General features: G+C 35.8%; 27 protein-coding genes. 17 read left to right on the forward strand and 10 right to left on the reverse strand.

Annotated features, from left to right (window positions below; all coding sequences use genetic code 11):
• Positions 1 to 22 precede the first annotated feature (22 nt).
• Entirely contained in the window at positions 23 to 574 is a 552-nt protein-coding gene (locus MTQ00_RS19790; protein ID WP_273650738.1) for a 3'-5' exonuclease, read from the forward strand.
• Positions 575 to 606: 32 nt separating this feature from the next.
• Here the strand turns inward: MTQ00_RS19790 and MTQ00_RS19795 are convergent, their stop codons facing one another.
• From MTQ00_RS19795 to MTQ00_RS19810, 4 genes are read right to left on the reverse strand one after another with little or no spacing between them, the layout of a single operon-like run.
• Positions 607 to 1,500 carry an alpha/beta fold hydrolase gene (locus tag MTQ00_RS19795; protein ID WP_273650739.1) on the reverse strand — a complete coding sequence of 298 codons (894 nt, stop codon included), beginning with the start codon at positions 1,498 to 1,500 and terminating at the stop codon, positions 607 to 609.
• Positions 1,481 to 1,939: a DUF1330 domain-containing protein gene (locus tag MTQ00_RS19800; protein WP_273650740.1), complete on the reverse strand. Its 459-nt coding sequence runs from the start codon at positions 1,937 to 1,939 to the stop codon at positions 1,481 to 1,483. Before MTQ00_RS19800 ends, MTQ00_RS19795 begins: the two co-directional genes overlap by 20 nt.
• Positions 1,940 to 1,949: 10 nt before the next feature.
• A complete protein-coding gene (locus MTQ00_RS19805) occupies positions 1,950 to 2,294 on the reverse strand; it encodes a GIY-YIG nuclease family protein (RefSeq protein ID WP_172283760.1) in 345 nt (114 codons plus the stop codon).
• A gap of 20 nt (positions 2,295 to 2,314) precedes the next feature.
• Positions 2,315 to 2,740, reverse strand: a complete 426-nt coding sequence (locus tag MTQ00_RS19810) for a MarR family winged helix-turn-helix transcriptional regulator (protein WP_273650741.1) — start codon at positions 2,738 to 2,740, stop codon at positions 2,315 to 2,317.
• A 909-nt stretch (positions 2,741 to 3,649) separates the two neighbouring features.
• Between MTQ00_RS19810 and MTQ00_RS19815 the strand changes: the two genes are divergently transcribed.
• Positions 3,650 to 4,750 (forward strand): slipin family protein, encoded by a 1,101-nt coding sequence (locus MTQ00_RS19815; RefSeq protein WP_273650742.1) that lies wholly within the window; start codon positions 3,650 to 3,652, stop codon positions 4,748 to 4,750.
• 101 nt (positions 4,751 to 4,851) lie between these two features.
• The gene (locus MTQ00_RS19820) at positions 4,852 to 5,694 is read left to right on the forward strand and encodes an alpha/beta fold hydrolase (protein WP_273650743.1); all 843 of its coding nucleotides are present in this window, start codon (positions 4,852 to 4,854) and stop codon (positions 5,692 to 5,694) included.
• Positions 5,695 to 5,770: 76 nt separating this feature from the next.
• On the opposite strand, the gene MTQ00_RS19825 is transcribed toward MTQ00_RS19820, so the two are convergent.
• From MTQ00_RS19825 to MTQ00_RS19840, 4 genes are all read right to left on the reverse strand, one after another.
• Positions 5,771 to 6,229 (reverse strand): VOC family protein, encoded by a 459-nt coding sequence (locus tag MTQ00_RS19825; RefSeq protein ID WP_273650744.1) that lies wholly within the window; start codon positions 6,227 to 6,229, stop codon positions 5,771 to 5,773.
• Positions 6,230 to 6,314: 85 nt separating this feature from the next.
• On the reverse strand, positions 6,315 to 7,199 hold the full coding sequence (locus MTQ00_RS19830) for a helix-turn-helix domain-containing protein (RefSeq protein WP_273650745.1): 885 nt from the start codon (positions 7,197 to 7,199) through the stop codon (positions 6,315 to 6,317).
• 153 nt (positions 7,200 to 7,352) lie between these two features.
• Positions 7,353 to 7,679: a helix-turn-helix domain-containing protein gene (locus MTQ00_RS19835; protein WP_172283770.1), complete on the reverse strand. Its 327-nt coding sequence runs from the start codon at positions 7,677 to 7,679 to the stop codon at positions 7,353 to 7,355.
• A 6-nt stretch (positions 7,680 to 7,685) separates the two neighbouring features.
• The gene (locus MTQ00_RS19840) at positions 7,686 to 8,114 is read right to left on the reverse strand and encodes a helix-turn-helix domain-containing protein (protein WP_172283772.1); all 429 of its coding nucleotides are present in this window, start codon (positions 8,112 to 8,114) and stop codon (positions 7,686 to 7,688) included.
• 676 nt (positions 8,115 to 8,790) lie between these two features.
• Here MTQ00_RS19840 and MTQ00_RS19845 point away from each other — a divergent pair.
• The 8 genes from MTQ00_RS19845 (at position 8,791) to MTQ00_RS19880 (ending at position 16,787) form a co-directional block, all read left to right on the forward strand.
• A complete protein-coding gene (locus MTQ00_RS19845; protein WP_273650746.1) occupies positions 8,791 to 10,329 on the forward strand; it encodes a SulP family inorganic anion transporter in 1,539 nt (512 codons plus the stop codon).
• Positions 10,330 to 10,543: 214 nt separating this feature from the next.
• The gene (locus MTQ00_RS19850; RefSeq protein ID WP_172283776.1) at positions 10,544 to 11,218 is read left to right on the forward strand and encodes an HAD family hydrolase; all 675 of its coding nucleotides are present in this window, start codon (positions 10,544 to 10,546) and stop codon (positions 11,216 to 11,218) included.
• A 5-nt stretch (positions 11,219 to 11,223) separates the two neighbouring features.
• Positions 11,224 to 12,048 carry a phosphoribosyltransferase family protein gene (locus MTQ00_RS19855; RefSeq protein WP_273650747.1) on the forward strand — a complete coding sequence of 275 codons (825 nt, stop codon included), beginning with the start codon at positions 11,224 to 11,226 and terminating at the stop codon, positions 12,046 to 12,048.
• A complete protein-coding gene (locus MTQ00_RS19860; RefSeq protein ID WP_172283779.1) occupies positions 12,038 to 12,592 on the forward strand; it encodes a TerD family protein in 555 nt (184 codons plus the stop codon). The genes MTQ00_RS19855 and MTQ00_RS19860 overlap by 11 nt, the downstream gene beginning before the upstream one ends.
• A 6-nt stretch (positions 12,593 to 12,598) precedes the next feature.
• Positions 12,599 to 13,759, forward strand: a complete 1,161-nt coding sequence (locus tag MTQ00_RS19865; RefSeq protein ID WP_172283780.1) for a toxic anion resistance protein — start codon at positions 12,599 to 12,601, stop codon at positions 13,757 to 13,759.
• 15 nt (positions 13,760 to 13,774) lie between these two features.
• Positions 13,775 to 14,719 carry a hypothetical protein gene (locus tag MTQ00_RS19870; RefSeq protein ID WP_273650748.1) on the forward strand — a complete coding sequence of 315 codons (945 nt, stop codon included), beginning with the start codon at positions 13,775 to 13,777 and terminating at the stop codon, positions 14,717 to 14,719.
• Positions 14,720 to 14,943: 224 nt separating this feature from the next.
• A complete protein-coding gene (locus tag MTQ00_RS19875; RefSeq protein WP_172283782.1) occupies positions 14,944 to 15,555 on the forward strand; it encodes a TerD family protein in 612 nt (203 codons plus the stop codon).
• A gap of 194 nt (positions 15,556 to 15,749) precedes the next feature.
• Positions 15,750 to 16,787: a TerC/Alx family metal homeostasis membrane protein gene (locus MTQ00_RS19880; protein ID WP_172283786.1), complete on the forward strand. Its 1,038-nt coding sequence runs from the start codon at positions 15,750 to 15,752 to the stop codon at positions 16,785 to 16,787.
• Between the two features lie 76 nt (positions 16,788 to 16,863).
• On the opposite strand, the gene MTQ00_RS19885 is transcribed toward MTQ00_RS19880, so the two are convergent.
• Positions 16,864 to 17,859, reverse strand: coding sequence for a catalase (locus MTQ00_RS19885; protein ID WP_273650749.1), 996 nt, complete (start codon positions 17,857 to 17,859; stop codon positions 16,864 to 16,866).
• Positions 17,860 to 17,990: 131 nt separating this feature from the next.
• Here MTQ00_RS19885 and MTQ00_RS19890 point away from each other — a divergent pair, with 131 nt between their 5' ends.
• From MTQ00_RS19890 to MTQ00_RS19910, 5 genes are all read left to right on the forward strand, one after another.
• On the forward strand, positions 17,991 to 18,425 hold the full coding sequence (locus tag MTQ00_RS19890) for an FKBP-type peptidyl-prolyl cis-trans isomerase (RefSeq protein WP_273650750.1): 435 nt from the start codon (positions 17,991 to 17,993) through the stop codon (positions 18,423 to 18,425).
• A gap of 164 nt (positions 18,426 to 18,589) precedes the next feature.
• Positions 18,590 to 19,540, forward strand: a complete 951-nt coding sequence (locus MTQ00_RS19895) for a hypothetical protein (protein WP_273650751.1) — start codon at positions 18,590 to 18,592, stop codon at positions 19,538 to 19,540.
• Positions 19,541 to 19,607: 67 nt separating this feature from the next.
• The gene (locus MTQ00_RS19900) at positions 19,608 to 20,018 is read left to right on the forward strand and encodes an Rrf2 family transcriptional regulator (RefSeq protein ID WP_172283794.1); all 411 of its coding nucleotides are present in this window, start codon (positions 19,608 to 19,610) and stop codon (positions 20,016 to 20,018) included.
• Positions 20,019 to 20,076: 58 nt separating this feature from the next.
• A complete protein-coding gene (locus MTQ00_RS19905) occupies positions 20,077 to 20,730 on the forward strand; it encodes an NAD(P)-dependent oxidoreductase (protein WP_172283796.1) in 654 nt (217 codons plus the stop codon).
• Between the two features lie 15 nt (positions 20,731 to 20,745).
• Complete coding sequence (locus MTQ00_RS19910; protein WP_273650752.1) at positions 20,746 to 21,921, forward strand: MBL fold metallo-hydrolase; 1,176 nt, start codon at positions 20,746 to 20,748, stop codon at positions 21,919 to 21,921.
• A gap of 250 nt (positions 21,922 to 22,171) precedes the next feature.
• Here MTQ00_RS19910 and MTQ00_RS19915 read toward each other — a convergent pair whose 3' ends face one another.
• Positions 22,172 to 23,206: a M23 family metallopeptidase gene (locus tag MTQ00_RS19915; RefSeq protein WP_273650753.1), complete on the reverse strand. Its 1,035-nt coding sequence runs from the start codon at positions 23,204 to 23,206 to the stop codon at positions 22,172 to 22,174.
• Between the two features lie 221 nt (positions 23,207 to 23,427).
• Here MTQ00_RS19915 and MTQ00_RS19920 point away from each other — a divergent pair, with 221 nt between their 5' ends.
• Positions 23,428 to 24,468 carry an NAD(P)H-dependent glycerol-3-phosphate dehydrogenase gene (locus tag MTQ00_RS19920; protein WP_172283800.1) on the forward strand — a complete coding sequence of 347 codons (1,041 nt, stop codon included), beginning with the start codon at positions 23,428 to 23,430 and terminating at the stop codon, positions 24,466 to 24,468.
• The last annotated feature ends 4 nt before the right edge of the window (positions 24,469 to 24,472 follow it).

Below are 24,472 nucleotides of genomic sequence, written 5' to 3' on the forward strand. Positions count from 1 at the left end.
TTATACATGTACGACGAAAACTATGAAAACAACAGATCATATACTTATTATAGACCTCGAAGCAACATGTTGGGACAGCCGGCCGCCAAGAGGACAAGAAAGTGAGATCATTGAAATCGGGGTTTGCGTTATGGATGCAAAGACCGGCGAGATCTCAAGAAACGAAGGGATTTTGGTAAGACCTCAATATTCAAAGGTGAGCCCATTCTGTACGGAGCTGACTACCATCACCCAAAAGATGCTGGATGAAGAAGGTGTTTTATTTGATGATGCCGTAGATATACTCCGGGCAGAATATCATTCAGAACATCTTACCTGGGCAAGTTATGGCAATTATGACTTGAACATGCTTCAAAACCAGGCCAGAAGATTTAATCTTGATTATCCCTTAAGTGATAGTCATATTAATGTGAAGACATTGTTCGGGTTTGTTCATCCTACGATCAGGAAAAGTGTAGGAATGAGCAGGGCTTTAGGGGAACTTAATCTTAAGCTGGAAGGAACCCATCACCGCGGTGTGGACGATGCTAAAAATATTGCCAAGATTTTACATTGGTGCCTGCAAAATAACTAATTACAGGAAAGCTCCCTTCTAAGAAGGGAGTTTTATTTTTCCGATAAATTTACAGTTTGTATAATCTTTTTGCAGATTGGGATATAAAGCTCTTCCGGAATGGAATGTCCCATTCCTTCGATCATCATAAGCTCTGAATTCGGAATCGTTCGGTGAAGATCCCTGGCGGATTCAGGATGAAAAATAGGATCATCTGTTCCGTGGATAATGAGAACAGGTGCTGAGATTTGTTGAAGGTCACTAGGTTTATATGTCCACGAACCCATAGCCAGTAATTGTCTGAACAAACCATTTTTTGTTTTAGAACGGATTAATTCCTGTTCTATTAAACTTCTTTCCTGCATTTCGTTCAAAGGGAAATTGCCTGATATCCTTTTGGCAAAAATTATTTTTTCTTTAATATAAGCTTCTTTGTTGGTAAGATAATCAACAGGTGGTTGGGTCATCATTGCCATAACGTCCGGATGTCCAGAAGGCAGCTGAGGATTGAGCGAGGTAGACATAATAATGGTGATCGATGATACTCTTTCGGGAAAGTAAGAGCCCAGCAATTGTGCAATCACCCCACCCATGGATCTGCCAATAATATGAGCCTTTTTAATGTGTAGATGATCCATAAGCCCTATAACGTCTTTTGCCATATCCTTCAGTGAATAGGGAATGTCTTCTTTTCTGATCTCTGAAAAGGTTTGCTCGATATTTCCTCCGAATTGGATTTCTTTTTCCGTAGTAAAAACAGAAGCCCCGGAATCCCTGTTATCAAAACGGATGACTTTGAAGCCTTGTGAAGAAAGCTGCTCGCAGAAAGAATTATCCCATCGGATCATCTGGCTGCCTAATCCTGAGATTAAAATTATAGAAGTACTATTATTTTCTCCAAAGATCTCGTAGCATAAATCTACATTGTTAATGATTGCTGTTTCCATTGTTGGGTTTTATCGATTGAAGCAGAATCTCTTCCAGGGGTAACAGTCGAGAATCTTCAATAGCTGCGGTGCGATGGCCTGCGATTTTTATGTATTCTTCGTTTTGTTCAAAATTTAAAAAGTCGCCTACACTTTTTTGACGGATGAGCATGCAAATGTCCCAATACTCTTTTTCAGGCCCTATTAAAAAATGATCCCCCTTTCCAATAAAAAGAATTTCACCTCCACTGGCTGTGAGAAAGGGTTCTGTTTCCTGTATGTATCGGCAATATGCATCCCAGCCACTTGTGATCCCGGAAGATTTCAGTTCCGGATGAGATGAATAATCGGCTTCTTTTTTTAATTTAATCAGGTTCAGATTAACGATAGAACCTTTTATATTTTTACTGAATAAATGTTTTCCTGCCTCGAAGGTAGGATATAGATAAGATGTTGTCATTTTTTTATAACTAATAAAGATTTTCCGGGAGCTCAATATCTTCGATACAATTCTTTTCTGCCTTTAAAACTTCCTGACGGTAATTGATATAAGGATTGTTCTGGGGCTCCACTACCGCAATACATTCGAATATAAATGCATTTTCACCGTACTCATTCCAGTCAGACTGCAATTGCCGATGCGTGTACTGGCCAATATTGAGTGAGAATTTTATTTTATTCTCCAATGCTTCCACATTAAGGGAGCCTTGGATAAACTGCTTTCCGTTTATGGTATTTTTAATAGAAAGAACTCCCATTGTTACAGGGTGATTTTTAGCTTTTTCTCTAAGTTGCTGTTTAATTGTATTTTTCATTTAAATCCATTGTCTGTTCATTATTGTATCGATCCTCCCAGCTCAAATAGGAATTCTGAAGTAGCTTTAAGAGATTTGTTCTTCTTAAATGATAATACTTCTGCTGTAATATTTTCTGCTGTTTTTTTTGCTTCTTCAAAGACCTTTTTCCCGGTATCAGTGATTACAACATAGCTGACCCTTGCATCTCTCTCATTGGCTTCTCTGGATACAAGACCTATTTTTTCAAGGGGATTCAAAAGGCGTGTAATCCCTGAAGCTGTTAAACCTGTTTTCTCCGCCAGATCTATCCTGCGGATCTTATGTTCTGAAGACCCTATAAGAATATACAGGATCGTAAAATCACTGAAGCTAAGTCCATGCACACTCAATGCATCAAATTTTCTTGAAATAATGGCCTGCACTTTTGTAACGTTCATAAGCAGTAATAAATCTGTACTTATCATTGAATTTTATTTGAGTTGTCAAGTATTTTTATTGTGCAAATATAAACATTTTAATTAATTACGTACTACGGTTAGTTAATTTTATTATTTAAGTGATTTAAAATGTGAATGACTGGATAGCCCAAATAGGTAATTAAAACACAAGTCTTTTAGAGTAAGAAAATCGATTTCCTGTATAAATAATTTATTACGCAAAATGATTGCGTATTTCTATTATTACTTTGCATTATCAAAATGAAATAATAATAAGGTTTGGAAAAAGCAAACCTTAATGAAGATATCAGACAGGTCTTGTTGAGTGTTTCGGTATATCACCATTGCAGAAGGATTGTTGAGAAACATGATCTTATTCTGTTCAGCTTGATCTGAAGGTTTGAGGAGTTTTCCAAAAACTTCTACCATGTGCTATGGGTCGAAGGTTCGAATCCTTCTGTTTCCTTATGGAAATATAACTCAGTTGGGTAGAGTAATAGCTTTATGCGTGGGTTCGATTCCCACTCTCATTTTGGATGAGATAGCTCAGTTGGTCAGAGCACTACGCTTTTAACGTAGGTTAAAATAGACTCAAAATCTATTTTGCAGAGTTTAATATTTCTCTTCAAAAAATGTATGTATGGAAAAAGTCTGAGCTTTTTCAGTTGTTCAGTCAATATTTTGGAGAAGCCTGTAAAAAAGTTTTTTGTGAAAAAATAACCTGACGGATCATGATAAAAAGCTGGATGGTGTAAATGAAGTTTTTTTTGTGTAGCAGTGACAGTGAATACGCTCAAAAGCCCGTGTCCCCAAAAAGTAGTATTGTCATGTATGTCTTGAAATGATTCTTTCAGAAATGCTTATTTCCGCTGTTTTCAGAAGAAAAATCCTCAGTTTTTTCCTTTTATAAAGTATAAAATAACCTTAAAATATAATATGATGTTTAGAAATGTACAAATTAATGCATATCAGGTAGGTCTGGTATTTAAAAACCGGAATCTTATTGAGATTTTACGAGAAGGCCATCACTGGATTTTTGGAAATAAATCTGTGGATATCTATGAAGTGAAAACACTTTTGCAGATAAATGACGACCTGCTGCTTTTACTAAAACATCAGGAGTTAAGCGCTATGCTTGAATTGGTTGAGGTAAAAGACGGAGAACTTGTTTTAGTCTATGAAAACGGAATCTTTAAAGAAGTTCTGCATGTAGGGCAATATGCTGCCTGGAAAGATGTCGTAAACAGGACATTTCAAAAGATTGATATGACGAAAGTTGATATTACTGAAAAAATTTCCAAAACGATTCTGGAAAATCCAAAATTGAAAAACCTTGTGAGAAAATTTGTGGTAACAAGTCAATACAAAGGTTTGCTCATTATTGATGGAAAGCTGACAAAAGTGCTGGAAGCAGGGACTTATTATTTCTGGATGAATGAAATTTCTGTTGAAGTTAAAAGTGTAGATACCCGCATGCAACAAATGGAGATTGCAGGTCAGGAACTTTTAACAAAAGATAAAACAATGCTTCGTATCAATTTTTATGTCCGTTACCAGGTTGAAAATGTGGTGAAAGCATTGATGGATAATAAGGAGTATGATAAGCAACTATACATTATCATGCAATTGGCTTTGCGTGAATTTGTTGGGGCTTTAACACTGGATGAATTGCTGGTGAAAAAGGATAATGTAGGACAGGAGATTCTTGCTAATATGGGTAAAAAGGGTGAAGATCTTGGACTGAGAGCTACAGATGCGGGGATTCGTGATGTTATTCTTACCGGAGAAATGAAGGAGATCATGAATCAGGTTTTGATTGCCGAGAAAAAGGCTCAGGCCAATAGCATCATGCGTCGGGAGGAAACAGCTTCTACAAGGAGCTTGCTGAATACCGCAAAATTGATGGAAGAAAATGAAGTGTTGTGGAAACTGAAAGAAATGGAATATATGGAAAGGATCGCGGATAAAATCGGAGATATTACCGTATCCGGAAACAGCAATATTGTTTCCCAGCTTAAAGAGATTTTCGCAAAATAGAAAACTGCCCCAATTATTATATATGAGCAGGTTTCTGTAAAGAAATCTGCTTTTTTAGTACCATCTGAATAAGTAAAAGGAAATTTTAAAAATTATAGGTAATGAGAAAAAATACCGTTTTTAAGAATGATCAGGGAAGACAAAAGATCTTGACAATGTATGATGCTGCGCTGCTGGGTTGTGGTGTGGGAATTAAGCAAAGAGTATGTAAAACAAGTTTTGGAGATACATATATGGTAGAAGCCGGTGAGGAAAATGAAGACATTCTTGTGCTTTTACATGGCGCGTCATCCAATTCGACGTCATGGATCTCAGATTTCCATGTTTATGCTCAAAAGTATAAAGTAATAGCCGTTGATATTATCGGTGAACCCGGGAAAAGTGCGGAGACGCGGCTTTCCTATGAAACCATGGATTATGCCCTGTGGTTACATGAGGTGTTTGATGCAATGCAGATAAAAAAAGCACATATTGTAGGGTTGTCCCAGGGAGGATGGCTGGCAGTGCGTTTTGCAGGGTGTTTTCCTGAAAGGGTATACAAAATGGTTTTGCTTTCACCAGCCGGTATTGTAAGAACTGCAGGAAGTTTTATATTTAAGGCGATATTCTACTCGCTGTTTGGGAAAGCGGGCAGGAAAAAAATCAACGAAATTATATTAGGAGAACAGTCCGTTGATCCAAAGGTTATAGAGTTTATGGATCTAATGAAGGATCATGTCAATGCACGGATGGATAAAGAGTATATCTTTCAGGATGAGGAGTTGGAGAACCTTACCATGCCGGTTTTGTTCATTGGAGGAAGAAGAGATGTTATCCGGTCTACAGAACAGATTTCAAAACGTCTTGGAGGTATATTGCCGGACTTGAAAACAATTATTGATGAAAATAAGGGACATGTACTCGTGGACACGTCTGAAGAAATTGTTAATTTTCTTCAGAATTGATGGTATGCCAATTTGAAAATTCTGGTCCGCAAACGGGCCAGAATTTTTAATTCAAAAAGATTTTGAGCGGATGAATTTATTTCCCCTCGTTATTTTTACTAACCCACTCTTCATAAGAAATTACACCCCATTCAGGTCTGCCTTCACTCTCTAAAACAGAGATGAATTCCAGTTGATTTCCGTCGGGATCATTAAAATAAATAGCTAAAGCCGGCATCCATGCAAAAACCATAGGCTTGTCTATCCCGTCTTTTAAGAAATTATAAGGTTTCAGATTTCTGTTATGTAAATAGTCAACAGAATAGTTCAGGATGTCTTCCTTATCACTTGAAAAAGCAAAATGCCGTGGTTGTAAATTTTCTTTTTGCTCCCATAAACCCAGCATAAAGTCCTTTCCTTTACCAATCCATAAAAATGCAATAGGTCTCGTTTCGTCACGATGAGCCAGTGTGAGGCCTAATACTTCAGTGTAAAATTGAATGGCATTCTCCAGGTTACTCACTTGAATATGGGTTTCATATAATCCTTTGATCATGATTTTTTTGTTTAATGTGATGATACAAAGCTATACATAAAGACAAGAAAATAGGAGAGCCGGATTTCGGCTTAAATGACCAATTTTACGGTTGCTGTCTAAGTTCTGTGGGAGTTTTGCCTTTCTGATGTTGTATGAAGCGGGAAAAATGCGTTGGTGAGTCAAATTGCAGTTCATTACTGATCTCTTTAATACTTTTCTCAGTATATTTCAGAAGTACTTCAGCTTCCCGCAAGATTCTGTTTTGAATAACTTTTAAAGCCGGATATCCTAAATGTTCAGCTACACACTCGCTGAGGTATTTAGGGGTTATGTTCATTTGGTCCGCATAAGATGCCACGGTTTTATTTTCTTTGAATTGCATGTCAACAAGCTGCCGGAAGCGGTGCATAATCTGAAATTTCCGGTTGATCGAAGTATCGGAATTCAGCAGGCAGATTTCGCAAATCCTATTGTATTCAAATAAAATCTGTACAAGATAAAGTCGTATCATTTCCATTCCGAAGGGAGCTTCTGTGTCTATTTCCTGTGAAATTTTATTGAATTTGTACAGGAAATCTTTTTGTTGTTTTCCTTTCAGAGGAAATGTCGGAGGATAGTTGGGATTAATGAACATGAGATCATTCAGCACATGGTTGTAAGCCCAGCCTTTTTTTAAAAATGAAGGTTCAAAAAAGATGAATTTTGCATCAAATGTTTTCTGGGGCTTTTCTAATGCTACCCATGATTCTGCCGGAATCACAGAAACACTATTGGGCATGATTAAAAATTGATGCGAGCCTGCTTTGATTCTGGTTTTACCCTTCACTCCTATAATAATCATATAAAAATGAATGCGGTTACCCTCAAGAGGTATTATCTCTTTGCCACTGACGGACAGGCATACAATGTCCATTTCCTTTTCGGGAAGGATGTAATTGAAATAACGACCGACAAATGATACAATATTCAGCTCGTGCTCTTCTTTCATGATGAACAAAGTTATCAATCTGTTGATTAAAAAAATCAATATTTTATTTCTTTATAGAAAAGCTATGATAGGCATTATGATTCGAATGTACAGACCTATCTAGCTTAAATAAAAGCCGGCAAATAATCATTCGCCGGCTTTTTATTATTTTTTTTAACTGATTTCTTCTTCAAAGTTCTTTTTCCATTTTGCAATGGTAGTTCTGCTTATCTTGTACTTTTTAGACATATAACTTGTCGAAAAGCCATGCTTTTTTTGATATTGCAGCAGTTTAAGCATTGTTTTTTTGTCGTAGGTCTTTAGTTTTTGATTGTTTTTTGAGCTTTCTTTTGATTGTTCAAAAATTCTTTCATTGAATTTTAAAACATCATCAGAAGTGTTAAGTCTTTTCAGTAATTCTTTAATTTTGGGTTCTTCTAATTTATCCGGATGCTCCAGTCTGAGCATATCATGGTAAATCTTGCTGTAATTTGGTCGCATTATATCTTATTTAATGGGTGTGTTTATTTTTTGCAGCCAACGGTGAAGGGTACTTTTAGGAATAGAATATTCTTTAATGACCTCATTCAGAGTCATCTCTCCTGATTGAATTCTTTTAATGATGAATTCTTTTATTTCCTGTGTGTAAATGTTTTTTCTGAAATAAGGGATTTTGTCTGATTTCTCCGTATTCTTGTTTACAGCTGCCGGTGGAGCATATAAAATAAGGTGAGAACTATATAATCTGAAAAAATCGTACTCCAGTAATTTGCTGCATCGTAGCAGAACTTCTGTATCTATCGATTTGCTGTTGTACATCTTTTCAACAAATTCTTCATCCTTGTTTAAGAAATTACAAATTCTTTCCATTGTAATTCCTTTATCGTCAACCCGCTCTTTCACGAATTGCCCGATATGTATTTCTTTGTATAACATTTTTATTAGATAATATTTTATAATTAGTGTTTGCTTGGATAGATTAGATAAAATAGTATATCAACTGTATTCTGAATATGTGATACGTATAGAAATAATAGAATATGTTACAAAATAGGTAATCAATTGCCCTTGTGAGCAGCGAAGATGGTAAAAAGCAAAACTTCTGGAATAGCATGGCTATTATTTGCTGAATTTTTTAGTATGTAAAGAATGACTTGAGTATCCTTCTAACCTCCATCGATGCTTTTAGCGATTATTTATCTTTTGTCTCGTCTAATAAAATACTATAGATATCAGATTTTATGACTGCAGTAGCAATAATATATTATCTAAAGCCCTTTCATTCAATTTTTTCTTTATATTGTTTACTCGTAGATTAATTTTTTTTATAAAAGTTAAATAAGAAAAATCTTATTTTAATTTAAAGTTATATAATAAAAAATCAACTTCTTGATTTTCAAATATAGAAAAATTTAAAATTGATGCAAAAAATATAAGTAATAAATAATGTTAAAAAATGACATTAACGGAAAAATTAAGGTTTTAAATTTTTATATTTTTAATAATATAAATTTATGTGTGAATTATTTGAAATAATGCTTATTCGTTTATGCTATTTTGAGAATTCGTTTATTGTGTATAATATTTCAAGTATTTACCTTTGTGATTAACTATGGATGCATTCACTAATATCTTCGATTTTCCTAAAAAAATTAATTATAAAAATGAATTACTTGCGGGATTTACTGTCGCGATGACCATGATCCCGGAGTCTCTTTCATTTGCGATTCTTGCGGGACTTTCTCCGCTTACGGGTTTATATGCTGCTTTTTTAATGGGATTGATCACGGCTGTTTTTGGAGGAAGGCCGGGAATGGTGTCCGGAGGAGCAGGTGCTACGGTCGTGGTATTGATTGCTTTGGCTAAATCGCATGGAGTAGAATATCTGTTCGCAACCGTTGCTTTAGCAGGAGTTTTCCAGATATTGGTTGGCGTTTTTAAACTGGGGAAATTTGTTCGCCTCATTCCTCAGCCTGTTATGTATGGGTTTTTAAATGGTTTAGCGGTCATTATTTTTATGGCTCAGGTAGAACAGTTTAAATTTGTAGATGGCAACGGAGCCGTTCATTGGCTTCAGGGAAGTTCTTTATATATTATGGCCGGACTTACGGCTTTTACGATAGCCATTGTTTATTTTTTTCCTAAACTGACCAAAGTGGTTCCTGCCTCATTGGTTGCCATTATTATTGTTTTTGGACTTGTTCTGGGATTAAATATCCATACAAAGACTGTCGCGGATATTGCACACATCAGCGGAAGTTTTCCGGCATTTCATATTCCTGCCGTACCATTTTCGTTGGAAACCCTGAAAATTATATTTCCTTACGCATTAATCATGGCTGGTGTAGGCCTTATAGAATCTCTTTTAACTCTTTCGATGGTTGATGAGATCACCAATTCCAAAGGAAATGCTAACCGTGAATCTGTGGCTCAGGGACTTGCTAATATTACCAATGGTTTTTTTGCCGGAATGGGCGGTTGTGCCATGGTAGCTCAGACGTTAGTTAATCTCAATGCAGGATCTCGAGCCAGGCTTTCAGGAATCATTGCATCAATAACGATTTTAATTATTATTCTGGTAGGAGCACCATTTATTGAAAAAATTCCAATGGCTGCTTTGGTAGGAGTAATGATGATGGTAGCCATCAGTACCTTTCAGTGGGTTTCGATAAGGATTGTCAATAAGATGCCTAAGTCTGACATATTTGTTGGGGTGATCGTCGCGATGATAACAATAGTTTTGCATAATCTGGCCTTAGCTGTTCTTGTAGGAGTCATCATTGCGTCGTTGGTATTTGCCTGGGATAATGCAAAAAGGATCAGAGCAAGAAAGTACGTTGATGAGGACGGAGTAAAATATTATGAAATATCCGGCCCTTTATTTTTCGGATCTGTAACCGCATTTGCCGAGAAATTTGATCCGGCAGCCGATCCGGATAAAGTTGTTGTGGATTTTAAAGAAAGCAGAATTGTTGATATGAGTGCAATTGATGCTTTGGATAAGCTGTCCAGACGGTATCATGAGCTCAATAAAACCTTACACCTACGCCATTTAAGCGAAGACTGCAGGAAAATTTTAAAAACAGCGGAAGCGGTAATTGATGTTAGCATAGAAGATGATCCCACTTATAAGGTAATGCCCGAGAAATAGACAGATGGTAGGTACGTGCCATGATGACTTGTCGTTTTTTTTCTTAATTATTAATCATAAATCTTAAAAAGTTATAAAAAAAACAGACTTTAATTTTAAAAAATTATCTTTGGGAGGAATTGAATAGATTCAAACTAAAAACTAACGACGAAAAAATGAAATTATATGGAGTAATTTTTAGCAATGCTCTGTGTAAATTGTAATACGTACCATTTTGAAAACAGATATTGACATCCATAACCACTATCATTTCTCTTTTGATTTGTGGCTTACTTTGATAAAATCTCACCCTGAATTTAAAGCAAAAAGAGTTGAGCTGTTCACCTCGTTTTTTACCATTAATCAACCCATAGAAACTGTTACAAAAACAGTAAAATATTATGATGATTTGTGTAATACGATGAACGAAGTTACAGGAGGGAATGTGGATACATTTGAAATTTATCTTCTTATATTAAGCGCTTTACAGGTTGATATAAAAGAAATCAATACGGATGATCTCAATGCATTTTATATAAAAAGCGAAGAATTGTTCCTGGAGTACAAACCGGTTATTATTTTTGACAATATACACCAGCTTTTCGACGAGATCAAAAACCAGGGGAAGACCATCAATATTTTAAGTAATACCGGCTTTATAAAAGGGAAAACGCTTAGAAAGTTTTTAATAGAAGAGAATCTGGACGATTATATCGATTTCCATATCTATTCAGATGAGATCAATTGTTCAAAACCCAATCCGATTGCTTTTCAGGAAGTGAAAAGTAAAATCAAAAACCAGGAGCTGGAACTTCGCCAGATTTTGCATATCGGTGATAATGCGATTGCCGATTTTAATGGAGCGAAAAGCTTTGGTTTCAATGCACATTTACTTAAACATTCAATATAATAACTATGAACACGAGGTACAGTTTACATCATATTCATTCTGCGGAAGAGTTTAGCTTTTCTCCGGCAGAATACAGTTATTTTAAATATGGAGATAAATCTTATGCCGAGAAGTTTGCTAAAGAATTATTCGAAGGATTTATTAGACATTATGAAGGGCTTTTCGATGCCGATAAAGAAATCGTGATTTTACCGAGTCCATATATGGCAATTCCCACTGCTTCAAACTTTTTATGCTTTTATTTTAAAAAGTGCCTTGATTTCTATCTTTTTCAAAAAGGAAAGAAGTCAAGTATTTTATCCAAGATCAACCGTAATCATACCTATACGACAGATTATGGAAATCTTAATTTCGAGGATCGGAAAAATCTGATTGCTAATGATACGTATTATATTGACAAGGATTTTCTAAGAGGAAAACTTTGTATTTTTATAGATGATATCAAAATTACAGGAAGCCATGAGCATACTGTAAACAAAATATTGAATGAATATGACGTACAAGCTGATTTCATATTCTTATATTATGCGGAGTTAATGAATTTTAATATTGACCCGAAAATTGAAAACTACTTCAATTACTATGCAGTAAAAAATGTAGATCATATTGTTGAGGTGATGGCGAGGCCTGGTTTTCAGTTTAATACGAGAATTGTGAAATATATTTTAGGGTTGGATTCAAGTAATTTTGAGTATCTTACGTCTAAAGTAAAAAAGGAACAGATCGATAGCTTGCTTGAACTGGCAATCAGCAATAACTATCATTTAATAGAAGAATACGAAAATAACATAAATGCTTTAACACAAACAGAATTATATTATGGCTATTAACTTACAAAAAGGACAAAGAGAAAATATAAACGCACCTAAATTTACCGTAGGTTTAGGATGGGATATCAATAATACATCAACGGGAGGTTCTTTCGATTTAGATGCTTCTTTATTTTTATTGGGAGAAAATAAAAAATTGGTTTCAGATAATCACTTTATTTTTTACAACAATCTGGAATCTCCGGATAAAGCTGTAATCCATACGGGAGATAATTTGACAGGAGATGGAGATGGCGACGATGAGCAAATTAAAATTGATCTTACCAAAATCGATTCTGCTGTAAAGGAAATAACAGTGGTTGTTACCATTCACGAAGCTGAAGCAAGAAAACAAAATTTCGGACAGGTAAGAAACTCTTTTATTAGAATTTTCAATACCGATACCAACGAAGAAATTCTAAAGTATGAGCTGGATGAGGACTTCTCCATCGAAACGGCGGTAGAATTCGGAAGAATCTATAACAGAAACGGAGAGTGGAAGTTTGAAGCGGTAGGAAGCGGACAGAGAGAAGGGCTTGAAAAATTTGTATCACTTTATCAATAATTTATCATGGATAACGAACCCAATCAACCTATCGACCCACTTCAGTCAATTGAACCTCTTAAAACATTTGAGCCGGCACAGCCTGTTCAATCCAACCAGGGAACACCTGGGGTTCTGGTGGACCGCGATGGAAATGTGAATTTAAGCCAGATCAAAAATGATGATCTGCAGAAATATGAAAATGCAGCGAATGCCATAGATGAAACTAATCCCGGTTCTATCGTAAATTTTGGTTCTGAACTGCAGAAGACGCTTGCAAATCAGAGTGACAGCTTTCTGAATAACGTAAGAAGATCCAATTCAGGTGAGGTAGGAGAGCTGATCAATAATTTATTGGTTGAGCTTAATTACGTGGATGTAGATGAGATCAATGGCGGAAATAAAGCGAAAAGCTTTTTAAGCCGTTTGCCATTCATGAAAAAAGTAATTACCCAGGTTGAGAACTTATTTGCGAAGTACGATAAGATAATCAATAATATTGATCAGATCTCTTATAAAGTAAATGCCGGGATCATTACTTCTACAAAGGATAATGCAGTATTGCAAACGATCTTTGACAGCAATGTGAATTCAATTAAACAAATAGAAGATCTTGTAATTGCAGGGAATCTAAGAATGGAGAGAGCGGGAAGAGAACTTGCAGAAATGGAAGCGAATATCCAGAATTATGCTGATTATCAGATTGCAGATAAAAGAGACTTCATTAACAGGCTGGACAGAAGATTGGCTGATCTCAAAGTTGTTCGTCTGATCATGATGCAGTCCCTTCCGCAGATCAGATTGGTACAGAACAATAATGTTTCCATAGCTGAAAAAGCACAGACTATCCTTACCACAACATTGCCGGTATGGAAGAATCAGCTTTCTTTAGCTGTTGCCATGCACAGACAGCAACAGAATATTGAAATTCAGCAAAAGGTATCTTCCACTACAGAAGAAATTTTAAGGAAAAATGCAGAACGTCTGGGGCAAAACTCCAGAAACGTTGCGAAAGCAAACGAGCAGACCATTGTATCCGCTGAAACCTTGAAAGAAACAACAGCCATGTTGATCAATACCCTGAATGAAGTAAAGCAGATCCAAAAGCAAGGAACAGAAAACAGAAGAAAGCTGGATCAGGACCTGCAAACATTAGAAAGCGAACTAAAAGCAAATATCAGAGGTTAATAATACGATACACCGGTGAATGATGAAGCTGTAACCATACTGTCTCAGAGTAAAAGAAGATTAACGAAACTTAAACTTCTTGCCAACTTCTTTGAAAATGTTAATATAATATCCATTTACATTAAAACAGATATTATACATAATCTGTTCAATGAAAATAAGACACTGGATTTTCAGAAGCTTGAGCTTTTTCACCTTCAGTATACGGACAGCCTGATAGAATTGTTGACCAAGATAAAGAAGAAAAAGGAAAACGATCTGCTGGCGGTTATTAATGAAATTGATATTAATAATCAATATATTTCAGCTTTTGAAGAAAGGAAAGTTGATAGTTTTGAAATAGACAGGAAAATGTACAGCGGTATATTTTCTACGCATTTGAAAAATTTGTATAAAGATCTTACAGAAGATAAATTCACCCTGAACTGGAATGATGTTTTATATTTTCATAAAAAATATGCAACGGAATTTTTCAGAACGGAGGCAGATGAATCAAAACTTAAGCTTCATCCGGTTCCTTCTTACCAGTACAATGATTATTTTATTGAAAGGAAATTATTAGGTAAGCTTAATATACAAAACTTTAAAGTACGCTTTATGTGTGGTTACAGAATCGACAGAAATGAATATGAGTTATTTCGGATCTTTCAATCGGATGAACACTTTATCTTCAACATTGAAGAGAAGAGATTATACCTGATCGATGATGAGCTTGCGTACTTAAATACTGCGGAAAATGAATCGAACCAGATTGTTATTATCAACCAGCTAAAGAGGAAAAATCAGGAGCTGGAGGAATCAATCGGTGAAAGAAAACGTACACTACCTGAAGATGTAGAGACTGTTTTAAAGGACTATCTTCGAAACTTAGAAAACGTTGATATTATGAGCAAAATATTTGATGTCAATGAAGAAACAAATATTCTGCGTGCAATGCTTAATTTGAATTTGAATAATTAGGAAGAAGGGAAAATGCAAATTTGCTGAATTGTAAAAAGGCCAAATTGCATTATTTGTAGAAACTGTAAAATAGTTACTATAAGATAATAAAGGAAGCAATTTCACAATTATTCAGTTTAACGGATTAACTTAAAAAGAAGCTACCTTCAAAAAAGGTAGGATAAAAGTAATTTTGCGATTCAGCGGTTTCGCAGTTCACTAAAAAAATAATTAAACATAAAAAAATGGCTATTAACTTACAGAAAGGTCAAAGAATTAATCTTACCAAAGAAAACGGAACTACTCTTACGCAAGCCTGTGTGGGGATTAACTGGGGGGCGATTGAGAAAAAGAGCTTTTTCGGGGGAAGTAAAAAAGAAGCAGTAGACTTAGATGCGAGCTGTATTTTATATGATTCCAATAAAAATGCAACGGAAGTAATCTACTTCGGAAACCTAAAGTCTAAAAACGGATCTGTGAAGCATAGTGGGGATGATCTTACAGGGGATGTAGACGGAGATGACGGTTTGGATAATGAGGTTATTACGGTGGATTTCAATCAGCTGGATCCCGGTGTTGAGCATGTTGCCCTGGTTTTGAACAGCTACAGAGGTCAGGATTTCGGAACCATTCCGTTTGCGTCCATTCGTATTTATGAGGGAACACCGACTAATGTAAAAGAAGTTTTCGCTAAATATGATATTGCTAACGACAAATCATTCAGCGGGCATGTTGCGATGGTAATGGGAGTTTTTTACAGAAGAAACGGGGAATGGAAATTCAACGCAATCGGAGATCCTACCGCAGACAGAAAACTGGAGCAGACAATCCAGACCGTACAGCAAAAGTATTTATAAGAAAAAATACAGCAAATAGATTGATTTACAGGCATACCGAGCTGGTTATTGTTTGAAACATAAATTTACTAAACAAAACTTTTGTCAGGCTTAGTTATGCTGAAATTGGTTATATTTACCGCATTAAAATAAATGGCAATAATTGTACTCTGTACAGCTATTGCTTTTATCGTATATAATAAACACATAGTAAAGTGGAAAAACATCAAAGTATTTTAGAACTGCATCCTGGATTGGTGTGGGGATTTGCGGTAACGGTTGTTATCATGTTGCTTCTCGATTTGGGAGTTTTCAACAAAAAAAGTCACGAGGTTTCATCTAAAGAAGCAACGATCTGGTCTGTAGTGTGGATTTCATTGTCCATGATCTTTTCAGGAGTGGTATATTGGGTGTTCAATCAGGCTGATGGGCATCATCTTGCTGTAGAAAAGTTTACCCAGTACCAGGCTGCTTACTGGATAGAAAAAGCCCTTTCGGTGGATAACCTGTTTGTATTTATCCTTGTTTTCGGATTTTTTAAAGTTCCGAAATATTTACATCATAAAGTTTTGTTCTGGGGAATTATAGGCGCGTTGATTTTCAGGGCGATATTTATTTTTGCAGGAGTCGAGCTGATCAATTTAACTTATTTACCTGAAATGCACATTTTTGGTGAAGCTGTTAAGATTAATATTGTAATGGCACTCTTTGGTATTTTCCTTATTTACGCCGGTATTAAATCCTGGGGTGACGGAGGCGATGATGAGGATGAAGATTTCAGTAATACTGCCGGGGCAAAGCTTATCAAGAGCTTCTGGAAAGTTGCCGATAATTATGATGGAGATAAGTTCTTTACCGTTAAAAACGGGATCAGAATGGCGACTCCACTTTTGGTTGTTGTAGGAGTAATAGAATTTACAGATGTTCTTTTCGCTGTAGATTCAATTCCTGCTATTTTTGCGATTTCAGATGATCCGTTCATTCTTTATACTTCGAATATTTTTGCAATTCTAGGACTTAGATCATTGTATTTCCTATTAGCGAATTTTATTCATATGTTCAGTAAATTACCTTACGGATTAGCTATCATCCTATCTTTCATTGGAGTTAAAATGTTAATTGCACCATGGATTCATATTTCATCACCAATCTCATTAGGGGTCGTGGGTGGAGTACTGGTGATTTCAGTTATTTTATCAATCATGTTCCCTGAAAAAGAGGACGAAGCAAAAGAAAAGCTTGAAGAAAAATAAATCATAAAGCCTTACTGAAAAGTAAGGCTTTTTTATTGAACCTAAGTTTTTTATTTCTTGTCAATTGTTTTCAAGGTTATCCATGCAACAGTTTATTGATCTTACGCCGGGTTTGTACAGATACCTTATACGCTTCATCCCGGAGTTTCTGGATTTTACCAACAGGCTGGAAAATAGTCTTGCTTTCAAAAGGATTAAAAGACAGGAGTTCATGTTCACACGATCGCTCCAGTATACCATCCTTTTTGATTAGTACTTCACCTATTTTAATAAGGGGAGCATTCTTCCATTCACGATTTAAAATATTAATGGGCTGATCCTTTAAATCACAACACAGCTGAACCAATACATCCGCCACATACTCATTGGAAGAAAAGTAATTTTCAATAGCTTCACGAGTACCTGTTTTTTTTCCAAAATTCTTCTCCGGAGATTGAGGTTTTAGCTGTATTTTGATCATATATTCGCCTAACCGGTAGACTCCGATAGAGTGAAAATCAAATGAAAGGAAGAAATTGTTACGCCGGCTGATCAGCCTGAACAGATGCTTTAAAAATGAAAAGGTGAATACTGATGGGGTTATTTTTATTATCTGGTAAGCAAGAGGAAATACATGGTTCCATTTTTTTATAAAAAATTGGTTTAGTGAGGTAAAAAGCTTCAAAAATGTACTTACTGAGTTAACCGGGAACAAAGGAAAATTAACCAATGGGTAATTGGCCAGAACATCGCCGGTTTCGTCTTTTATTTTTACTGAAAAACCGTAGGCTGGCATTTCTTTTTTCGATTTTGTAATTTTCAGATGTGCATTTGAAAACCTGATGATAAGATCATATTTTTCCTTATCAAAAAAGGGTTGCAGATTATCGGGGAGATTTGTATTTACTTTGAACTCTCCCTTTAGAACCGCATATGTTGTGGCATGAGCATTTCGCGTCGCATAATCTACATCGCTGATAATGGATGACTGTTCAACAAAATCTGAAATACTTTTTTTGTTGATTGTAAGAAGTTCTTTTTCCTCCTCTGTCAGTTCATTGAATTTCTTATTATATAATATTGGGCTTGGCATTAATTTTTAAATCCAATTATAACACCAAGTTTCGAATTGCATGTTAAGATAATGTTATTTTAGTGTTTTATCTGCTTAACATTCGGTTTTCAGTGTTTTTCAGAAAGTTTATCTTTGTAAAAAATTAAATAATGGGAGTAGCAGATATGTTATTTAAACGCAAAAAAGAACTGGCAGAAAAAAATCTTAATGATGGAAAAGCCTTCATGGAAGAAAATGCCAAAAAGGATGGTGTTGTAACTTTGCCAAGCGGATTGCAGTATGAGATCATTACAGAAGGTAATGGAGCTCTGCCTAAAGCAAAAGATACGGTAAAATGTCACTACCACGGAACCACAATCAAAGGAGAGGTTTTTGATAGCTCTGTAAAAAGAGGAACTCCGGCGTCATTTCCTTTGAACAGAGTAATATCCGGATGGACAGAAGCTCTTCAGCTAATGCCGGTAGGAAGTAAATGGAGATTATTCCTTCCTCCTAACCTGGCTTATGGTGAGGAACAGATCAGCAAAGAAATTGGCCCGAACAGTACCCTTATTTTTGAAGTTGAACTATTGGGAATTAAATAATTTACTGATTAAATAAAGCTTAAAATTTACCCGATTTCTGGGTAAATTTTTTTATTTACTTTAAATTCGTATTTTAGATTTTAAGTTGTTTAAATAGGTGATAGATTATTTTTTAATAAGGCATGCAATCTCCTTCAACAACTAACTACACAAAAATAGATTGAATGAAAAAGCTGCTTTACCTTTTTGCTATTTTTAGCTTAATAACTTCATGTGTTTCCAAAAAAAATCAGGCCATAAAGCAGAATATTCTTACTTTAAAAGATAGCTACTGCAAAGCCCCGTTCCAATACAATTACAGCAAAGAGCTTCCTTCCTATAATTCTGACTCTATTCTGACTGCGAACAAGGAGCTTAAAGGAATGTTTTCCGATCAGAGTATCCTTATCCTGAATGCTCTGGATAATCTGGACGAAGTGCATCAGATTATGGAACTTAAAAAAGATACCTCACTAAGTGCTCAGGTTAAAGTTTTACAACTTAAAACTAAAATTAACAGTAAAATTACGATAGCACTCACAGAGCTGGATGCTGTAGCGGCTGAATTTGATTGCGAAGGAGAGCGGGTGGCTCAGATTGGAAGTTATGTAGATAATCTCAATGCTTCCAGGAATAATAAACTTATTTTATACTCCATTGTGGCAGGAGCTGCGGCATCCATTGCGGGAGGAATTGTAAAAGATGAGGGATGGAGCAGTGCAATAGATATTGGTGGGGGTGCTTTGGGAGCCGGATTCGGATTGGCTACCCTGAATCCGAAGGGGAAGAAGGTAGAGTTTATCCATCAAAGAAATCTCCTCAGGGATATATGGAACGAAAGACTTGAATCTCCTAATTTTCCACCATTTATCTGGTATATGTATACCGAGAAGAAGTTTTCCAATAAAGAATCAAGTTCCATCATCCAGAGTATGAAACAAAGATGGCTTCATTATCAGTTCGATGATGACCGGAAAGCTGCAGACAGTTCGGTTATTTTTAGTGACGGAGGATTTTATCGTGCTGATGACCTGCAAAACCGTGCAGCAATGCTTAATCAGATGCAATCAGCAACAAGGACGATCAATCAGAACATCAACTATCTGCTTTTGGATTTGGATAAATTGGTACTTTAAGAAAAATTTAACTGTAATAAATTTTGTTACAATTAAAAAAATGTTTTACCTTTGTCCTGTAATTAAAATGAACAATACAAGATTTGCTACGGCAGTACATATTATGACCTTATTGGCAGATAGTCCGGAGGAGTGGTTAACTTCTGAGTGGATGGCTGGGAGTATTAATATTAATCCTGTGGTTGTTCGTAAGGAGTTAGGGGTTTTAAGAAACGCTGGTCTGGTTGCAAGCAGACAAGGTAAAGAAGGAGGAAGCCAGCTTTCAAGGAATGCGAGCGAAATCCGTATTTCTGATATCTACTCAGCAGTAAAAAATACTGAAGTTCTGGGTAAAAAAAATCTAAATCCTAATCCGGCTTGTAATGTCGGAAAAGAGATCAATAATCACTTAAACACATTATTCAGTGAAACAGAAAAGTTGGTGATTCAGTTTTTAGGGGATAAAACATTACAGGAGTTTTGTGATCAATTCAATTAAAATTTTTTACCCTTAAATGTAACAAAATTTATTACAATTTAATTTAAAAATAAACATTATGAAAAAAGTAGCAGTAATTGGTGCAACAGGATTTGTAGGTTCACATGTAGTGAAAGAATTGGAAAACAGAGGTTATGAAGTAGAGGCGATCGTAAGAGATGCTTCTAAAGTAGAGCAGAATGACAAAGTAAAGGCTAAAAGTGTTGATGTAAACAATGTAGAACAGCTAGCCGAAAATTTAAAGGGAATTGATGCTGTAATCAGTACTTATAACGCCGGATGGACAAATCCGAATCTATACAATGACTTTCTTACCGGTTCTGAAAACATTGAAAAAGCAGTTGAGAAATCGGGAGTAAAAAGACTTATAGTAGTAGGAGGTGCAGGAAGTCTTTATACACCGGATCATGTACAAATTGTAGACACCCCGGATTTTCCCGAAGCATATAAACCTGGAGCTACCGCTGCCAGAGATTATTTGAATAAGATCAAAGAAAATAATACGCTTGACTGGACCTTCTTTAGCCCTGCAATTGAAATGAACCAGGCTAACGTAGGAACAAGAACAGGAAAATACAGAACTTCTTTAGAAACTCCGGTATTGAATGAAGAGGGAAGAAGTATTCTGTCAGTAGAAGATGTAGCAGTTGTTCTGGTAGATGAATTGGAACAGAACAATCATATCCGTGAACGTTTTACAGCTGCTTACTAATCAAAACAACATTTTATGATGCTGAGAAAAAAATTATTATCATTACTGGCTGTCTTAGTTTTTGTAGGGAGTGCATGGGCTGGAAACCTTAAAATAAAAGTATATAATCCGGGAGCAAAAGCTATTTTTCCGATTACCTCTACTCTTGTTTACGGAGATAAAGATGCCATACTGATTGATGCACAATTCCAAAAACAATATGCGGAAGAGTTGGTAAAGGAAATAAAGGCGACAGGCAAAAATCTGAAAACCGTTTTTATTTCGCACAGCGACCCTGACTTTTATTTTGGGCTTGATGTTATTAAAAAAGCATTTCCTAACGTAAGGATCATTTCCACTGCGCAGACAGCTTACCTTATTTCAGCTTCTAAAGATGATAAGCTGGCAGTATGGAATCCTCAGTTGAAAGCGGATGCTCCCTCAGAGGTTTATGTTCCTCAGGCTGTAGACTCAATTCCCGATTTGGAAGGAAATAAAATTGAGATCAGACAGAACCCTGACGATCCTGCCCATAGTTTTCTGTGGATTCCTTCGTTAAAAACAATTGTTGGAGGTATTTCCGTTTCTGTAGATTCTCATATCTGGATGGCAGATACTCAAAACAATGAAGCTATTGATAAATGGATTGCACAGATTGACGCAATGAAGGCTTTGCAACCACAACAAGTTGTTCCGTCTCATTTTGCGAAACTAAATTTGTCTCCACAATCTCTGGACTTTGTTAAAAAGTATTTAGAAAACTATAAAAAAGCCGTTCATGAGAACAAAAGTTCAGATGCAGTAGTGAAATATATGGTGAATCAATATCCGGATCTTCCTGGAAAAGATGAGTTGGGGATGGGCGTTAAGGTATTTTTAGGAGAGATGAACTGGGATCTGAAATCGCCATATCCGGCAATCGGAAGAAAGATTGAAGTGGATTTTGGAAAAGGAAAATTTGTATTGGATTATAAAGATAATAAAACGATGTCTTTTAGTGGTACAGAAGCTTTTAAAGGTATTTCAGATACTGTTGAGTATACGGCAACTGAGATTGCAAAAAATATATTCATGGTGTATTGGCATGAACCTAAAACCGGTGAAAATGTTACCCATATTCAGGATTATAATAAAAACATAATTTATACGAATATTGCTGGAAAAGACGGATCGTTCGATCATTTTAAAGTACCGTTTAAAATCTTGAAATAAAATAATAGGTAAAAACTCGGCTGCCGTCAGGCAGCCGAGTTTTTTTAATCCAATAATTCATTTAGGTATTTGAATTAAATGACATAACGTAGCCGGCAACCTTAGCGGATTCTTGATTGATTATAATTAAAACGATAGAATCTTTGTGTGTAAAACTCTCTCAGATATAACGGATTACACAGTCTCTTTTTCAAGTATAAATTTCTAATAAAATAACAAAAACGGCTGTCAAAAGACAGCCGTTTTTATATTATAAATTCATAAATAATTTCGGATTCACCGGAGTATTGTTTTTGTGCACTTCATAATGAAGATGAGGACCTGTGGAACGTCCTGAATTTCCGGATTTGGCAATCACCTGACCTACTTTTACCTTATCGTTTACTTTTGCGATCAATTCGGATAAATGGCCGTATAAAGTTGCCAAGCCATTTCCATGGGAAACAATTACGCAATTCCCATAACCTCCCTTCTGTCCTGAGAAAATAATGGTTCCGGCTGCGGCTGCTCTTACATCAGAACCATAAGCAACAGCAATGTCCAGACCTTTATGAAATTGCATCTGATCTGCTTCGGCAGGTGGATTATTTTTTTCTGTTGGTGCTGTTTTGGAAGATGACGGATTGGCGGCTAAGGTTTTTGTAGAGGTTGATGCAGCGGATGGAGTAGCAGCATTGGTTGCTTTTGGAGTAACCATTACTTTTACCTCTCTTTTATTTCCGTAACTGTCTGTCAATTCAATGATCTTTTCAACAGGTTCGGCTTTCACTTCCAGTTTTGGAGCTGCGGCAACTGCTGGTTTAGAATCTGCAACCGCACTTGTCCTTACGGAAGCATAGACGGTCTTAAATGGAATAGGATTTTTTCTGACTCCAAAATTGGAGGAAATATATCCGTCAGTTGGCATTCCCAATGGAACCTGCATCAGTTTTTTTTGTAAATCCATTAAATATTGACTGTAACGGTTGGCTTGTTTGGCCAGATAGACAGAGTTTGAAATACTGTCTTTACTCAGAAACATCAGCTTTTCACTCGGGAGATCTTTAGACTTCAGGAATGAGTTAAGCTGTGCTACGGTTTGATCTACTAAAGTAAGATCTGTTTTCATTTTTAAGTAATCTACACTGTCTTTTTCAGTGTTTATTTTCACAAGGTTTACTTCGTATGTTTTATCATCCTTTTCGGAAGATAACTTAGCTATAAAGATGCCTTGAGCAAAAACTACCAGTAAAAGTCCTCCCAGGAGTATATTTACCTTCTTTTTGCTGCTTAGAAATTTATTCATATTTCTTCAGTTAGTATTAAAACAGTATTAGCCTGCAAATTTAATTAAAAAACAGTTTTATGAATTATTTTTAATTAAAATTTACTTATTTCTGTATTTAACGTGGATTTAAAGGTTTAATTGTGTGAAAGTGTTAATGTTTTCAAAAAATTAGGTTTTATCACGCTCCGAAAGAGTTCTTAATTTTTTGTTTTAATATCTTTGCAGTTCACATTTCAATTATGGCGAAAAAGAAAACTATTTCAGAATCTTCAAATCCGAAAAAGAATAAAAGTGAAGTTTCCGTAGGAGTGGTAGGAAGTGGAAGTTTTGCAACTGCGATTGTAAAAATGCTTGTTGAAAACTGTAAAGTAGTACATTGGTGTGTACGAAGTGAATTTGTAAAAGGAGCTATTGAGCTTCGCGGGCACAATCCTACTTATTTAACTGCAGTTAACTTTAATCTTAAAAATTTAAAACTGACAACTGATATCAATGAGCTTGTTACAGCCTGTGATATTATTGTACTGGCAACTCCTTCTATTTATCTTTCAGATACATTGGATAAGATGACCTGCGATTATAAAGATAAAATTTTTGTTTCTGCAATTAAAGGGATTATTCCTAAAGTAAACGATGTGGTTGCTCATTATCTGAGAGATGAATTTCAGATCGGATTCCGGAATCAGGCGGTAATTGCCGGACCTTGTCATGCTGAAGAAGTAGCGATGGAACGTCTTTCTTATCTTACCGTAGCCACTGTAGAGGATGAAGTTTCCGAAAAACTGTTGAATATCTTTAATTCCGATTTTATAAAAGTCCACTCAAGTAAAGATATCTTAGGAAACGAATACAGTGCAATCCTTAAAAATATTTTCGCCATTGGTGCAGGAATAGCAAGTGGCTTGGGTTATGGAGACAACTTCACGGCCGTATTTGTGTCGAATGCGATCAGAGAAATGGAAACATTCCTTGAAGCCATATATGAGGCACCGAGAGATGTTAATGAAAGTGCCTATCTGGGAGACTTATTGGTGACGGCCTATTCATTGTTTTCCAGAAACAGAAGTTTAGGGAATCTGATAGGAAAAGGATACACTGTAAAATCTGCTATCCAGTCCATGAACATGGTAGCAGAAGGATACTACGCTGCTAACTCTATTTATAAAACGGCTAAACAAAAAAATCTGAAACTTCCGATTGTTGATACCATTTATGGAATTCTGTATGAAGGTAAAAATGCAGAAAAACAGTTTAAAAAGCTGACCGCAAAATTGAACTAAAACG

Source organism: Chryseobacterium sp. B21-037, assembly GCF_028570785.1.
In the GTDB taxonomy this organism is placed as follows: Bacteria; Bacteroidota; Bacteroidia; order Flavobacteriales; family Weeksellaceae; genus Chryseobacterium; species Chryseobacterium proteolyticum.